Source organism: Sorangium sp. So ce1335 (assembly GCF_051521615.1).
Classification (GTDB): Bacteria; Myxococcota_A; Polyangia; order Polyangiales; family Polyangiaceae; genus Sorangium.
This window is the reverse complement of record NZ_CP150363.1, coordinates 812,840-827,541: the sequence shown is the minus strand read 5'-3', so window position 1 is coordinate 827,541 and position 14,702 is coordinate 812,840. Positions and strand designations below refer to the sequence as shown.

Here is a 14,702-nt window from a genome sequence, read left to right as displayed (position 1 = left end):
CTGAAGCGGTCCGACGCCGCCGCCGGCGAGCGCCCGCGGCCGGACGCGCGCGCGGCGCGATGCTACTTTCCGGCACGTGTTCCAGCTCGGCGGCCTGGTCGTCACCCTCGTCAACGGGCTCCTCGGCCTGATCCTCTGGCGGCGGCTCCGCGCGGCGTTCCCGCGGCACGGAGCGCTCGTCAACGCGGCGTGCGCCGCGGCGCTGCTGCTGCTCGGTCACCCGGCGCTGCTCTTTGCCGTGGCGAGCTTCTCGGGGCTGCGGGCGAGCCAGCGCTACCTGCCCGACGCGCTGTCGATGATCGCCCTGGGCGCCCAGGTCGGCCTGCTCCTGTACGGGCTGCTCCTCGGCGTCGCCGCCGTCGCGCGCGCCGTCGTCCGGGCGCTGCGCCGGGCGCGCCCCGCCACGGACCGCCGGGCTGCCGCGGGGGCGCAGGCCGCTCCAGGTGCCCCGGCGGCGGACGTTGCGGGCTCCGCGGACACCGCGGCCGCATCGACGGCCCGGGCCGCCGGGGACGCGCAGGCCGGCGGCGCTCCAGACATCGGCGCGGCCCGGCCGGAGGCCGTCGACGAGGTCCGCCGCCGGCTCGTCGTCGGCGCGACCTGGGCGCTGCCCGCCGCGGCGGTCGCCGTGTCGATGGGCGGCGTGCTCGCCTCGCGACAGCGCCCGGTCGTCGTGAAGATCGCGCTGCCCGTGCGGCGCGAGCTGACGAGCCTGCACGGCGTCACCATCGCGCAGCTCAGCGACGTGCATGTCGGCAGCTTCATGGACGCCGAGCGGCTCGACGAGCTCCGCGACGCCATCAACGCGGTCCGCGCGGACATCCACGTGATCACGGGCGACCTGCTCGATCATCACGTCTCCCAGCTCGAGCTCTCGACGCGGCTGCTCCGGGGACTGCGCCCCGCCCGAGGGCAGCTCTTCTTCTGCATGGGCAACCACGAGTACATCGCCGCGCGGTCGGCCAGCATCCCGGCGATCATGAAGGGCCTTGAGGAAGCGGGCGCCCAGGTGCTCGTCGACGAGGCGCGCGAGGTCCGCCTCGGCGGCGATCGCCTGTGGATGGGCGCCATCGACTACCCGAGCCGCGCGCGCCCGGGCGAGCCGGCCCGGCGCCCGACGGTCGACGGGCTGGCCCGGGCGCTCGGCCAGATGCAGGACGACGGCGCGCCGCGCATCCTGCTCAGCCACCATCCGGGCACGTTCCGCGCGGCGCGCGAGCTGCCGTTCGACCTGATGCTGTCCGGCCACACGCACGGCGGGCAGATCTCGCTGGGCCGGATCGGCGACTACGCCCTCACCCCGATGTTGCCCGCCGGGCTCTACCACAACGGCCTTTACGAGCACCGCGGCCGGCGACTCCACGTCAACGCGGGCGCCGGCGGCTGGCTGCCCGTGCGCATCAACTGCCCGCCGGAGATCACGCTCGTCGAGCTCGTCCCCGCCTGACGCGCCGGAGCGCGGGCGGTCGCCGTCCGCTCCGCACGCGGGCTCGTGTGGACGCGCTCGGCGTCCTGGGTGAAGCTGAGGACCATGGCACAAGCCGCGGCGCGCACCGGCCTTTCGCCCGAGGAATACCTGGCCTTCGAGCGTTCCGCGCCGCTCCGCCACGAGTACGCGGACGGCGAGATCTTCGCCATGGCGGGCGGCACGCTGGAGCACAGCGCGGTCGCGGCGAACGTCATCGGCGAGCTGCGGAGCGCGCTCCAGGATCGAGGGTGCCGCGTGCTCACCTCCGACATGCGCATCAAGATCGCCTCGACGCGCCGCTACGTATACCCCGACGGCGCCGTCGTTTGCTCGCGCCCCGAGTTCGAGGACGCGCAGCGCGACACGCTCCTGAACCCGCGCCTCGTCGTCGAGGTGCTGTCGGACTCGAGCGAGGCCTACGATCGCGGGGAGAAGTTCGAGCAGTACCGGTCGCTGACGTCGCTCCAGGAGTACGTGCTCGCGTCGCAGAAGGCGCCGCGCATCGAGGTCTTCACGCGACAGCCGGACGGGGCCTGGCTGCTCCGGATCCACGGGCCGGGCGAGCGCGCGGCGCCCTCGTCCCTCGACTGCGCGATCGACGTCGACCGAGTGTATCAGGACGTCTTCGATCAGGGCGCGACAGGCGGTGAGCCTCCGGCCGCGCCCTGACGCGCCGGCGAGCGTCCTCCGCGCCCGGCCGCCGCGGCTACAGCGTCACCTCGAACGGCGCGCGCGCGAGCTCCTCGCCCGTCTCCGACCGCACGACCGCCGTCCACTCCCCCACCCGGCGCGCCCCGCGCGTGAACGCCCAGGTGCGCCACCGCGGCGACGGGCCGACCCCGAGCGTCACGTTGCCGACAGGCGCCCCTCCATCCGGGGGGACGAACGACACAGTCACCTCCCCTTCCACGTCGCTCCGGTTCTCGAGCTCCACGAACGCATAGACCCGCTCCGTCTCCGGCGCGCGGAACGTCGTGCCCGGCTCCACCGGCTCACGGTCCTTCACGCCCGCCGCGACGACGAGCCGCTTCACCTTGAGCTCCGCGGCCCCCCTCGCCTTCTCCCTCTCCCTGCGCTCCTCGCCCGCTGCGACGCCCGGCGCCGGCGCCGGCGCCGGCGCCATCAGCGTCGCGGCCGGCGGGCTCGCGGGCGCTGCGGCCGCGGCGACCGGCTCGGGGCACTGCGTCGCCGCGGGGTTCGCGGCGGCGGACGGCGCCGGAGGCCGCGCGTCGTGCCGCTCTCCGCAGCCAGCGAGCGAAACCGTGCCGAGCGCCAGAAACATCATCCATCGAGCCATCCTCGTCGCCATGAAGTACTCCTCCGTGCTCCGGGGCGTCCCCGTCTCGGCGATCGGTATGGCAAGGCGTGGACCGCTTCTTGACCGTTGAAATCATTGAGGATTGTGCCCGGACCTGTGGCCGCCTGGCCGCGCCCTGTGTGTCCGGCGCGACGGCCGGCCCGCGCCGGCGCGACACGCATCGCCGGCCCGCGCCGGCGCGATACGAATCATCGGCGGCGCGGGTGCGCCTCGGGAGGCAGCGGGCGCCGTTCATGGGGCTTGCTGGCTCGCCCCTTGCGCCGTGCGGGGAAAGAAAGGGAACCACAGACGCACACAGGGCACGGAGGAGAGAATCAAGGACACGTCGTCCTCTGCGCCGCCGTGCCCCGATGGCCCGTCGCTCACGGGCCAGGGGCTGGCTTGGACGATGCGGCGCTCGGCTTGTACGTGGCAATCCACCACAGGTTGCCGAAAGAGTCCTTCACCCCGGCGGCGCGCTCGTCATAAGGCTTGTCCTCGGGCGCGGAGACCGACACCGCACCAAGCTCGAGGGCCCGCGCGTAGGCGTCGTCGACGTCGTCCACGTAGACGTAAACCGACGCCACGGTCGCGTCCGCGGGGCGCGGCTCGCCCGTCTCCAGCACAACGACCGAATCGGCGATCTGGAGCTCGACGTGAAAGGACGCGGGACCCATCTGCTGCCGCTCGAGCTCCACGGCGCCGAACGACCGCTTGACGAAGTCCGTGAGATCGAGGTGGCCGAACACATAGGGCCTGACGGCGCCTATGCCGTGACGGATGTGGCCGCGATGAGTCATCCTGCGCTCCCTCGGCGTCGCGCCCGACCAGCCCTCAACCGTCGTGAGAATGCCGCTGATCAGGATCGGTCAAGACACAGTATCCTGACGAATTGCGCCTCGGTCAACCCGATCTCCCGTCCGTGTCAATAGGACACATTCAGGAAACGCCCGACAACAGGGATCGATCCCGTCGGGAAACTCATCGATTCGTATCGGGAGTCTTCCCTCCAGAGGCCGGGTCGATCCCGTCGGCGCGCATGCGCTCCGCGCTCGCCGGCCCGGCCACGGTGCCGGCGGGGTGCGCGTACCAGCCGTTCGGGTCCGCCTTGTCCGGCTCGTCGCGAACCTTGAGGATCGTGAACATTCCGCCCATGTCGATGTACGAGAACGGCCCGGCGCCGCCGCGCATCGGCAGGCTGTTCGCTGGTATCGGCATCGGCATCTCGCCCATGCCGCCCATCCCCGTCGTCCCCATCGTCATGTAGCCGGGCATCACGCGGCTCATCCGCCGATCGAGCTTGCGGGTGTCGGCGCCGACCATGTTTGGCAGGCCGTGGCCCATCTGCATCATCGTGTGATGCGTCATGTGGCAATGCATCGCCCAGTCGCCCGGCTCCTCGGGGACGAGCTCGATGACCCGCGTGCTGCCGACGGGCACGAGCACCGTCGTCTCCGGGTACTGCGCGGACTCGGGGACATACCCGCCGTCGGTCGCCGTGACGTGGAACCAGAGACCGTGGATGTGGATCGGGTGGTGATCCATCGGGCCGAGGTTCCCGAGGCGGATGCGCACGCGCTCTCCGCGGCCGACGAGGAGCGGCGCGGTCGCCGGGAACGCCTTGCCGTTGAACGTGAGGACGTTGAAATCGCTCATCGCGTTCGGATCGGGCCGGCGCGCCCCCGCGTTGATCTTCCACTCGTGCGTCATGAGCACGAAATCCCTGTCGACGCGCGGGCCGCGCGGGCGCCTCGGGTGCACGACGAACATGCCCACCGCGCCCAGCGCGATCTGGGTCATCTCGTCGAAATGCGAGTGATACATGTACGTCCCCGGATGGCGGACGACGAACTCGTAAACATACGTCTCGCCGGGCGGGATCGGGCGCTGGTTGAGCCCGGCGACTCCATCCATGCCGTTCGGCAGCACGAGGCCGTGCCAGTGCACCGTCGACGGCTCGGGCAGGGAGTTCGTCACGTAGATGCGCAGGCGATCGCCCTCGACCGCCTCGATGGTCGGGCCCGGGGTGCTCCCGTTGTAGCCCCACACCTCGCACTTCAGGCCGGGCGCGAACTCGTGCTCGAGCGGGCCCGCGACGAGGTGGCCGACCTTCACGCCGTCCACCACCCGGAGCGGGAGCGTGCTGCCGTTCGGCGTCACGACGGCGGGCTGGGCCCCGGGCGCCGCGGTCCGGCGAGGCACAGCGCCCGGGCGCTCCTGCGCGTGCGCGACGCCGCGCGAGATCAGGGCGGCGCCGGCCGCCAGGCCGCCCACGTGAATGAACGAACGTCGATCCATGTCAGTGCCCTCCTTCGCCGGCGCCCGAGGCCCTCGGCATCGCAGCGGGAGCCTCCGCCCCCCCAGACTCGACGAGGCGCCCCGCGAGGAGCGCGTCGAACGCGGCCTTCGCCGTCCAGTACTCGCGCAGCGCCTCGACCGCCGCGAGCTCGGCGTCGAGCTGCGCGCGCTGCGCGTCGAGGAGCTGGAAGATCCCGACCTGCATCGCGTTGTACTGGAGCAGCGCCTGCTCGAGCACCCGCTTGCGCGCGGGGACGACGACCCGCTCCTGGTGCCGCGCGCGCGCGTGCGCGGACACGAGCCGGCTCCGCGCCTCGCGCAGCGCCGAGCGGATGTCGTTCGCGCGCCCGTGGTAGCGCTCCAGCAGGCTGTCGAACTCCGCCGCCTGCGCCGCCTGGGCGCCGCTCCGCCGGTCGAAGAGCGGGATGGCCACGCGGAGCCCCGCGCCGATGACCCACGGGTGGTCGTCGCCCGCCTCGCCGCTCTCGGGGAGCTCCCGCTCGCCGCGCACGCCGACGGACATGTCCGGGACCCAGCCCTCGGCGCGCAGGGCGCCGGCGCGGCCGGCCGCCGCGTCGAGCCGGCCGCGCAGCTCCGCGAGATCGAGGCTCGCCCGCACGGCCTGCGTCTCCGCGCGCGGCGGCGTCGCGACCGCCTCGGGCGCCGGCGGGATCGCGCCGGCGAGCTTCCAGGTGGTCGCCGCGCCGGAGAGGCCGAGCAGGCGGTGCAGCCGCTCGCGCCGCGAAAGGAGCTCCAGCTCGAGCTGCGCGGCCGTGACGCGCGCCTCCTCGTAGCCCGCCTCCTGCGTGGCCACGTCGAGCTCCGGGATGTTGCCCGCCTCGAACAGCGCGCGGGCGGCGTCGCGGCTCGCCGCGAGCGCGTCGAGGGTGCGGTTCGCGATGCCGAGGCGCTGCTCCGCGGCCTGCGCGGCGTAGAACGCGGCGCGCACCTGGTAGCCGAGCTCGACGACCGCGCCGGCGGCGCGGAAGCGCGCGGCCAGGTGATCCGACCGGGCGGCCCGCGCGCGGAGCGGCGCGAGCAGCGCCGCGGTCAGGTCGATCTCGACCGCGAGCTCGACGTGCGTGTGGTCGAGCCCCCGCTGCCGCGGCGTCACCTCGACCTCGAACTCCGGGTTCGGCAGCGCGCCCGCCTGGTCGAGGTTGCCGCGCGCGACGCCGACCTCCTTGAGCGCGGCGCGCAGCTCGCGGTTGTTGAGCAGCGCGACGCGCACGGCGGCGTCCGCGGTGAGCGGCCGCCCCTCGAGCGCCCGCGCGTCGGCGGCCGGCTCGGGGTCGACCTCGTCCGACGCGGCGCTCGGCGGGAGCGCCGCGCCGGAGAGCTCGCGGATGCGGGTCATGTCGGCGGTCGACGACGGGGCGGCGCAGCCGGGCGCCGAGAGGAGCGCGAGGCCCGCCGCGAGCGGCAGGAGGCGCCCGGCGAGCGCGCGCGGGCGCTGGCCGCGCGCGGGACGGGTACGATCAGTGCGCATGGGACGACTCCGGGGTCGAGGACGGCGCGCTCGCCGGCGGCGCGTTGCTGGACGGCGGCGCGTTGCTGGACGGCGGTGCGTTGCTGGACGGCGGCGCGTTGCTGGACGGCGGCGCGTTGCTGGACGGCGGCGCGTTGCTGGACGGCGGCGCGCTGGCGGGCGGCGCGCTGCCGTGCTGATGGTGGTGATGATGATGCTGGTGAGGATCGGCGCCGGCGCCCGGCGCCCCCGCCGGCTCGAGGCCGACCCAGCCGGTGACCGGCTCGCCCGGCAGGGGTGGGTCCTCCGAGAGGGCGACGCCGATCCGCGGCGACGGAGCCTCCGCGGCCTGCGGCGACGCGGCGGACGACGCGGGGAAGCTCGCCGGACGGTTGCGCGGGGCGCAGCCGGCGAGCGCAACGACGAGGATCAGCAGGGCGTTCAGCCCGGCGCGGTGAGGTGCATTCATGAAAGCCGCTCCAGCATGGGCGAGTGCGATCACGCGCGGGGCTCGACGACGATCGCGCCGCGCAACATGTTCATTCCGCATGTGAACTCGATCTCTCCGCGGCTCAGCGCGGGGAGCTCGATCACCACCGGCACGCCGGTCGGCAGCTCGCGCCGGATGCCGAGAGAGGCGAAGACGATCTCGCGCGTGCAGGGCGAGTGATCCCGCCGGACCAGCTTCAGGCGGACCCGCTCGCCCTCGGTGACGACGATGCGGCTCGGCTTGTAGCCGCCGTCCACCACGACCTCGATCTCCCGGACCGCCTGCGGCGCAGGGGCGGGAGCCTCCTCGGCCGCGGCGCTCGAGACGAGCAGCGAGGAGGCGAGGAGCGAGGCAGCGAGGAGACCGGAGACGACGAGGAGACGCTTCAGGAGCATCGGACACCTTCCCTTCGGGGTTCTGCACGGCCGACGCGCGAGGCCCTGCGGCATTACACGCCCCAGAGGGGCGCGGGGCGGTCCGCCGGGCGAGGCCGTGGATCGGCCCGCCGGCGGCGCTGCCCCTGGGCTGCTGGGTCGGTCAGCGGCCGCCGCGCGCGCAGCCGCCGGCTGGCTCGGGCGTCCCGTCCCGCGGACGAGAGCCGCAGGAGCAGTCGAGGCACCCCTCGGCGGCGCAGGCCCCGCACGTCGCGGCCACGCGCTTGCGGAGCGCCTCGCGCGCGCGGAAGAGCCGCACCGCGGCGTTGTTCGGGGTGATCGACGCCTCCTCGGCGAACGCCTGGACCGAGAGCCCGTCGAGCTCCACGCGCTGCAGCGCGGCGGCGTACTCGGGCTTCAGCGCGACGGCGAGCCCCCGGACGCACTGGCACACGGCGCGGCGCACCTCGACGTCGGGCTCGACCGCCTCGTCGAGCTCGGCCGCCAGGGCGGCCATCGCGCGCTCGGACGCCCCGCGGCGCCGGTGGTGGTCGATCACGGCGTTCCGGAGCGTGCGGTAGAACCAGGCCGTGACGGACTCGTCGCTGCGCAGCTCGCCGATGCGGTCGATGCCGCGCGCGAAGGCCTCCTGGAGGATGTCCTCGGCGACCGCCTCGCTGCCCACCCGGCGCACAAGGAAGCGGCGAAAGTCGCGGTACCCCTCGACGAGGGCCGCGACGGCTTCGCCCGACGTCGCGCGCTCGACGCCGCTGCCGGAACGCTCCGGATCGCTCATGGCCCGAAGCTAACCTCGCTCCCCGTCCGGCGCTACACGCGCCGGGTCGCGACGTCGGCCCTCCCACGGGATCTACCGGCGCTCCCGCGCTCCTCGCGCCGCCGGCGCGGCGCGGCGCCGCGGGCGAGCCTCGCGAGCGGGCGCGGCGGTCAGGCGTGGATGAACACCAGCGTCCCGCCCTTGTCGTTGAACGCGGCGTGCCATCCCTCGGGGACGGGGGGATCGGTCCACGCGAACAGCCACGCGGCGTCCGCTGGCGCGAGGTTCACGCAGCCGCTGCTCCGCACCTTGCCGAACGCGTCGTGCCAGTAGACGCCGTGGAGCGCGTAGCTGTTGTGGAAGTACTGGACGTAGGGCACGTCGCGCAGGTCGACCGACGTCTCGCTGAGATCGTCGCCGTCCATCGTCGCCGTGACGTGCTTCTCTCGGATGAAGAACGTGCCCTGCACGGTGGCGCTCGTCGTCGCGGGGTCGCCGAGCTCGCCGCGGCCCGTCGAGACGAGGGTCGCGAACACGGGGCGCGTGCCCTCGTAGGCGACGAGCATCTGGAGCTCGATCGAGATGTCGATCCACTTCCTGCCGCGCGCCGCGTGCCCCCAGAAATCGCGGCCCAGCCGCGCGACGCGCAGCGCGGACGCGGGGATCCACGCGCCCGCGTCGGTCTCGACGTAGGCGCCGCCGGCGGCCGTCTTGCCGGTGAGCACCCAGCCGGAGCGGCGCGGGGCCCAGCCGTCGGGCCTGAGCTCGCCCGAGGCATCGGGCTTCAGCGTGCGCACGCCGTGGTGCATGACGAAGGCGGGGGTCCCCTCGGTCTTCACCTCCACGCCGCGCATCGCGGTGGGGGTGACGGCCGAGGTGCGATCGATCGGGATGAGGTCGAGCTCGGTCGTCAGGCCGAAGCGCCGCCCGTTCCACGCGAACGTGGAGATGAGGCCGAACGCCGAGTCGGCCCGCGCGCGCCCGCGGTGCGCGGGGAAGCGGACCTTCTCGGCGGCGCCGAACGGCTTCGGCAGGTCGCGGCGGCTCGCGAAGAAGGGAGTGAGCGGGTCCGGCTCGCCGAGGAGCGCCTCGTCGCGGCGGGACCAGGCCGGCGTGCCCTGGCTTCGCGAGCGCCCCTCGACGCGCCGCTGCTCCGCCTCGCTCGGCAGGTGGACGTAGAGGTGCGGCGGCGGCTTGCGCGAGACGACGTAGCGGTACGGGTACGGCTCGCCGCGGCGCGGGCCGGCCGGCGTGGCGGCGACGACGTCGTGGCCGAGATCGAGCGAGGCGCCCCGGCCGACGCACACGAAGCCGCGCGGGTGCACGGCGTACCAGCCGCCGGGGCACCCGTCGTCGCCCGAGGGCGCCGCGGCGCGCTCGACGATCGCGCCGGCCCGCAAGTAGCCAAGCCTCGCCGCGCGGCGCTCGGGCGCGGCGTACACGAACGTGCGCATCGCGATGCTCGCGAGCTTGTCGCCGCGCCCGGGCCGCAGCGCCTCCCGCGCCGCCGCGGGCTCGGCGTCGACGGCCGCGCCGCCGTCCAGCGGCTCGGCCGCGAGCGCGGCGACGATCGCCGGATCCGGGGCCACAGGCTGCGCTCTGGCCGAGCGCCCCGGCGGCTCCTCGCCCGGGCCGCAGGCCGAGACGAGCAGCGCCGCCGCGGCGAGCGCAGCGGCCCGAAGGAGGCGACCCGGGCCACCGCGATGGCGCGCGCGCGCTTCCGGGAAAAGACAAGCCGTCATCGACAACGGCCCCCGTCTAGCTCAGAGCCCGCCCGCCGGCCATACCCCCATCGCGCCGCCGAGCGGCGCTCACCCGCACAGGAGACGGGCCCAGATCGGCGTTTTCGGCGCGCAGGCGCACTCCAGTGCGCTGAGCACCGAAAACGTCGAGATGGGCCCGTATCCGCAGCGGGTGAGCGCCGCTCACGGGGGTCACCAGCGGGGGTCGCCCTCGATCGCCCAGCCGAGCGCCCGCTTCGTCTCCTCGGCGACCGGCCCGTCGTAGCGGTGGCCGGCCTCCTTGCTGCGCACGACGCGCGTGAGCACCCCCGCCTTCTCGAGGCGCGCGGCGGCCGCGGCCGCGGCCGCGCCGCAGCCGGCCTGCGCGCACACGAAGAGGACGCGCTGCCCGCCGCCCTCCGCGAACGCCTTCGCCGTCGCGGGGGTCCACCTGTCGTGCCCGCCCTCGACGAGCACGAGGCGCGGGAACAGCGCCGCCCGGCGCGCGGCGATCGCGGAGCCCATGATCGCGCCCAGCGAGAAGCCCGTGTAGAGCACCGGCCCGGGGTCCACGTGCTCGGGGAAGCGCGCCCGCAGCGCCGCGAGGCCCGCGTCGATCTCCTGCTCCAGCCGGGCGTTGCTCTCGTACGTGAAGCGCACGTCGCTCGCCGACGGCGAGTCGGACCGCGCGACGCCGCGCGGGCACAGGATGAAGGCGTCGCCGCCCGCGATGCCGCGCCACACCTCGCACTGCCACTCGGGCCGATCGTAGTTGCCGTGCGACGCGATGAGCACGGGGCGCCGCGCCGTGGCGCCGATCGGCACCGACACGACAGCGCTCGGGAACCCCTCGACCGCGAGCTCGACGAGCGGCGCGTCCGCGCGCAGCGGCGCGATCTGCGCCGCGCGGTCCGCAGGCGCCGCGGCGTCCGCCGGAGGGGCCGCGGCATCCGCAGGCGCCGCAGGCGTCGCGCCGCCGTCGGCGGCCTGCCCCGCGGCGCTCGAGGCCTGCGCAGGCGACGCGCCGGCCTGCGCGGGCGCCGTGCCGGCGGCGCGGCCCGGGCGATCGCAGCCGAGCGCCACCGCCGCGAGGAGCGAGAGCCACGCGATGGATCTGGAGAGGATCGCGCCGGGGATCGTCATCGCGCGCATGATGACAGGATGACGTATCCGCGCCGCGGGGACGACGGTCAGCCCGCGTCGCCGCGCCCGGCGCTCTCCGGCGCTGCTACGGGAGCGCCTCCGCGAGCCTGTCCGCGAGCGGCGCGCCCCAGCCGGTCGGGTAATCCCAGCCCGGCCCCGCGCTGAACCCCTGGGTGTACTCGTCGCCGGTCGTCTTCCCCTCGGTGATGTCGCGGAACGCGGCCTGCACCTCCTTCCGCTCGTAGAGGGTCTTGTTCAACCACCCCACGACCGGCTTGCCCTGGGCGAGCCTGTAGCTGTTCACCGACGCCATGAGCCCGGCGAACACCGGCGCCGCGAACGAGGTGCCGCCGCGCCGCTCCCACTCGCCCAGGTAGTAGAGCCAGTAGGTCGAGTCCGGCGACGCGTTCAGCGCCACATCGGAGACGGCGCGGGTGCCCTGCGCGTCCGTGACCACGCCTTTCTGCCAGGAGGGCGTCTCGAAGGAGCGCGACCGGCCCGACCCGGAGCGGCTCCACGCCACCTCGCGCGCGACCTCGCCGTCCGCGCCGAGCTCGAGCACCGTCCCGCCGACGCTCGTCACGTACGGGCTCGACGACGGCACGTCGGGCCTGCCCGAGTCGCCGCCCGCCACGACGATCGTCATCCCGAGCGCCGCGCCCATCCGCGACGCCTCGTGGTACTGCTGCCGGATCGGCTCCGCCTCTGTCTCCTCGCGGTGCGCGAACGACGTCGAGAGCACCGACACCTCGCCGGCCGCGATCGCCTCGTTCCACGCGTAGACGATGGAGATGGTGCGCGCGTCCGGCCCCTCGTACGCGATGAGCTCGGCCTCGGGCGCCGTCACGCCCGCCCACTGCGTGTCCAGCGTGGTCTCGACGTAGCGGGTCGAGATCGGATCCGCCGTGACGACGACCTCCGGGTTGTCGCGCGACACGTCGAAGGTCCGCCAGAACGACTGGAGATCCCGGGTCTTGAACGTCGCCCCGACGACGACGCCGAGCTTGACGCCCTGCCCGAGGTGCCCGCCCTCGTGGAGCTTGTCGAGCCCGTAAGCGCGCGCGATCTGCGGGGGCGTGAGCCCCTGCTCGATCTGCTCCGGAGGCGTCGTCTCGATCGAGCCGCCCTCCGCCGCGAGCGGCTTCGTGTCCGCCGGGACGTCGACCGCGATCACGCCCGACGTCAGATCGATGATGTGCTGCGGCGGCCTGAGCGGCTCGAGCGCGCCGAAGGTGCGGAGCGGCCTGCCGCCGGCCGAGGGGTTCTCGCGCTCGAAGTCGCGGAGCTCGGTGTCGAAGGCGGCGTTGAACTGCTCGACCGTGCCCGCGAACTCGATCAGGAGCCGGTTCCGGGACCGGCGCCTGATCTCCATCTTGTGCTCGGTGAGCCACGCCTCGACGGCGGCGATGTCGCTCTCGGACGGGGCGTGCCGCTCCATCCAGGTCTCCACCGACATGTACTTCCGGAAGGTGTCCGGCTTGTCCGGATCGTACATGTCGTCGATCGCGGCCTCGAGCCCGGGGACATCCCGGGTCGGGAACCCGATCAGCGCGCGGAAGCGCTCCCCCTCCGGCGCCGGACCGAAGTCCATGTAGACGCCCGGCATGGGCCCCGGGAGGCCGCTCGGGAGCACCGGTCCATCGTCTCCGCACGCCGCGCTCGCCAGGGCGAGCGACGCAACGCACCATACCGAGAGCGAACGCATCAACGAGGCCTTCCCAGGGTGGTGGGGAGTTCGTCAGACCGGGCTCAGCACCACACGTGCTCGATGAGGTAGCAGGTGTAGCTACCCGGCAGCCAGGTCTCGGGCCAACCGCCGGTGTTGTTGTCGACGCAGACCTCGCAGAACGCGTGGACGCACTCGGGGTCGGTGGTCTGCGGGCCGGCGCTCGGGGCCTTCACGGGCACCTCCGAGTAGAAGAACCCGTCGGTCCGGAGCTGGTCGAGCTCGCTGTCCGAGAGCTTGCCGAAGGCGGTCTCATCCGAGGAGATGCTGAACCGCTGGTCCGAGGCGTCGGTCAGCTTGGGCGCCGGGAGGTCGCCGTAGTCGGCGTTCTCCACCGCCCTCATCTGCTCCTCGAGCAGGACCTCCTTGCCGTTGGCCGTGGAGAGCTTGATGCGGCTGTAGTCGATCGGCGCCGCCGAGTAGTCGAGGGCGTACACCGTGCTCCGGCTCATGTCGAGGCTGAGGAGCTGCCCTGTCGGGAGGGAGGACACCTCGGCCTGGGTGATGCGCTCGTGCTCCACCACCGGTTCCTGGTCGACCGGCTCCGACGCGACGCATCCGGTGAAACCGGCCGCCGCGATGACGCCGAGCGCAACACTGAGAGCGAGCGACTTGGAAGAACGGATGGACTGTCGAATCATGATGGCATTCCTTTCTATCGGCTCACTGACGGAGGTCATCTGGCCCCGCGCTGGCCAGAGGGAGCTCCACCCCTTTTGTCCTTCGAGCTTCGCCGCTTGTCGGACCCCACGACTCCCGCGAGTTGAGTGGAATGAGGGGAGATGATTTCATTTCAACGGTGCCGCAGCCCCCCCATACCTGGCAAGTAAATTCCCGGCGCGGAAGAGAATTCCATCGTTCTTTCTGCGGCGCAGTGGTCTGGACGGTGCGCTGTGCGGGTGTCGCTCACCTGCGACGATACAGCGGCGCCAGGGTCCCAATCGGGGGTTGCCTTGAGCGCCGGCCGCGGACATACCAGAGCCTACATGGGGGACGTGTCCAGAGAGCCGTCCGGGCCAGTCGCCGCGGCCGCGGAGGCCGGCGTCGTGGTCCTCGACGGCCCGCTCGGGACCGAGCTCGCCGCGCGGGGGATCGAGACGCCGTCGCCGCTCTGGAGCGCCGCGGCGCTGCTCGACGCGCGCGGCTGCGAGGTCGTCCGCGCGATCCACAGGGACTACGCGCGCGCGGGCGCGACGGTGCACACGGCGAACACGTTCCGCGCCCGGCGGCGGCAGGCGGGCGCCGCGTGGGCCGAGCTCGCGGCGCGCGCTGTCTCGCTCGCGCGCGAGGCCGTGCGCGAGGTGGACCCGCGGCACCGCGTCGCCGGGAGCATCGCGCCGCTCGAGGACTGCTACAGGCCCGATCTCAGCCCGGCCGACGCGCGGGAGGAGCACCGCGAGCTCGCGCGGGCGCTCGCGTCGGCGGGCGTCGACGTCCTCCTCTGCGAGACGTTCCCGCACGTGGGCGAGGCGCTCGTCGCGCTCGAGGAGGCGGTCGCCACGGGCGTCGAGGCGTGGGTGTCGTTCACGGCGGGCCCGGAGGCGGATCTCCTCTCGCCGGAGGAGCTGGAGGTCGCCGCGCGCGAGGCCGCCGCGCGCGGCGCGCGGGCGGTGCTCGTCAACTGCACCCCTGCGGCGCGCACGCTCGCGTACGTCGAGCGGCTCGCGGGGTGCGGCCTCCCGTTCGGCGCCTACGCGAACGCGGGCGCGCCGGGCGAGGGCCTCGGCTGGCGCGCGACGCCGGACAGCGCGGCGGCCGCGCGCTACGCGGACCTCGCGCGCGGCTGGCTCGACGCGGGCGCCACGATCGTGGGCGGGTGCTGCGGGACGGGGCCCGAGCACGTCGCGGCGCTGCGCGCGCTCGCGGGCGGCGCGACGCCGGCGCGCCGCCCGACGCGGTCGCCGGGCTGAGGCGTCGATCGCCGGTTGCTCCCCACGGGGCG

General features: G+C 74.1%; 14 protein-coding genes. 3 read left to right on the top strand and 11 right to left on the bottom strand.

Annotated features, from left to right (window positions below; all coding sequences use genetic code 11):
* The first annotated feature begins 76 nt into the window (after positions 1 to 76).
* Positions 77 to 1,447 (top strand): metallophosphoesterase, encoded by a 1,371-nt coding sequence (locus WMF24_RS03010; protein ID WP_437734822.1) that lies wholly within the window; start codon positions 77 to 79, stop codon positions 1,445 to 1,447.
* An 84-nt stretch (positions 1,448 to 1,531) separates the two neighbouring features.
* Positions 1,532 to 2,137, top strand: a complete 606-nt coding sequence (locus WMF24_RS03005) for a Uma2 family endonuclease (RefSeq protein ID WP_437734821.1) — start codon at positions 1,532 to 1,534, stop codon at positions 2,135 to 2,137.
* 37 nt (positions 2,138 to 2,174) lie between these two features.
* On the opposite strand, the gene WMF24_RS03000 is transcribed toward WMF24_RS03005, so the two are convergent.
* From WMF24_RS03000 to WMF24_RS02950, 11 genes are all read right to left on the bottom strand, one after another.
* Positions 2,175 to 2,777: a DUF2914 domain-containing protein gene (locus WMF24_RS03000; protein ID WP_437734820.1), complete on the bottom strand. Its 603-nt coding sequence runs from the start codon at positions 2,775 to 2,777 to the stop codon at positions 2,175 to 2,177.
* A gap of 371 nt (positions 2,778 to 3,148) precedes the next feature.
* Positions 3,149 to 3,565 (bottom strand): VOC family protein, encoded by a 417-nt coding sequence (locus tag WMF24_RS02995; protein WP_437734819.1) that lies wholly within the window; start codon positions 3,563 to 3,565, stop codon positions 3,149 to 3,151.
* A gap of 181 nt (positions 3,566 to 3,746) precedes the next feature.
* Positions 3,747 to 5,063 (bottom strand): multicopper oxidase family protein, encoded by a 1,317-nt coding sequence (locus WMF24_RS02990; protein WP_437734818.1) that lies wholly within the window; start codon positions 5,061 to 5,063, stop codon positions 3,747 to 3,749.
* A 1-nt stretch (position 5,064) separates the two neighbouring features.
* Complete coding sequence (locus tag WMF24_RS02985; protein WP_437734817.1) at positions 5,065 to 6,552, bottom strand: TolC family protein; 1,488 nt, start codon at positions 6,550 to 6,552, stop codon at positions 5,065 to 5,067.
* Positions 6,542 to 7,000: a hypothetical protein gene (locus WMF24_RS02980; RefSeq protein ID WP_437734816.1), complete on the bottom strand. Its 459-nt coding sequence runs from the start codon at positions 6,998 to 7,000 to the stop codon at positions 6,542 to 6,544. The genes WMF24_RS02985 and WMF24_RS02980 overlap by 11 nt, the downstream gene beginning before the upstream one ends.
* 29 nt (positions 7,001 to 7,029) lie before the next feature.
* Positions 7,030 to 7,416 carry a cupredoxin domain-containing protein gene (locus WMF24_RS02975; protein WP_437734815.1) on the bottom strand — a complete coding sequence of 129 codons (387 nt, stop codon included), beginning with the start codon at positions 7,414 to 7,416 and terminating at the stop codon, positions 7,030 to 7,032.
* Positions 7,417 to 7,558: 142 nt separating this feature from the next.
* A complete protein-coding gene (locus tag WMF24_RS02970; RefSeq protein WP_437734814.1) occupies positions 7,559 to 8,191 on the bottom strand; it encodes an RNA polymerase sigma factor in 633 nt (210 codons plus the stop codon).
* 149 nt (positions 8,192 to 8,340) lie between these two features.
* Positions 8,341 to 9,912 carry a L,D-transpeptidase gene (locus WMF24_RS02965; RefSeq protein ID WP_437734813.1) on the bottom strand — a complete coding sequence of 524 codons (1,572 nt, stop codon included), beginning with the start codon at positions 9,910 to 9,912 and terminating at the stop codon, positions 8,341 to 8,343.
* A gap of 192 nt (positions 9,913 to 10,104) precedes the next feature.
* The gene (locus tag WMF24_RS02960; protein ID WP_437734812.1) at positions 10,105 to 11,043 is read right to left on the bottom strand and encodes a hypothetical protein; all 939 of its coding nucleotides are present in this window, start codon (positions 11,041 to 11,043) and stop codon (positions 10,105 to 10,107) included.
* Positions 11,044 to 11,119: 76 nt separating this feature from the next.
* Positions 11,120 to 12,739 carry a S53 family peptidase gene (locus WMF24_RS02955; protein WP_437734811.1) on the bottom strand — a complete coding sequence of 540 codons (1,620 nt, stop codon included), beginning with the start codon at positions 12,737 to 12,739 and terminating at the stop codon, positions 11,120 to 11,122.
* A 44-nt stretch (positions 12,740 to 12,783) separates the two neighbouring features.
* Positions 12,784 to 13,401, bottom strand: a complete 618-nt coding sequence (locus WMF24_RS02950) for a hypothetical protein (RefSeq protein ID WP_437734810.1) — start codon at positions 13,399 to 13,401, stop codon at positions 12,784 to 12,786.
* A gap of 345 nt (positions 13,402 to 13,746) precedes the next feature.
* On the opposite strand from WMF24_RS02950, the gene WMF24_RS02945 reads away from it, so the two are divergent.
* The gene (locus WMF24_RS02945) at positions 13,747 to 14,670 is read left to right on the top strand and encodes a homocysteine S-methyltransferase family protein (protein ID WP_437734809.1); all 924 of its coding nucleotides are present in this window, start codon (positions 13,747 to 13,749) and stop codon (positions 14,668 to 14,670) included.
* Positions 14,671 to 14,702 lie beyond the last annotated feature (32 nt).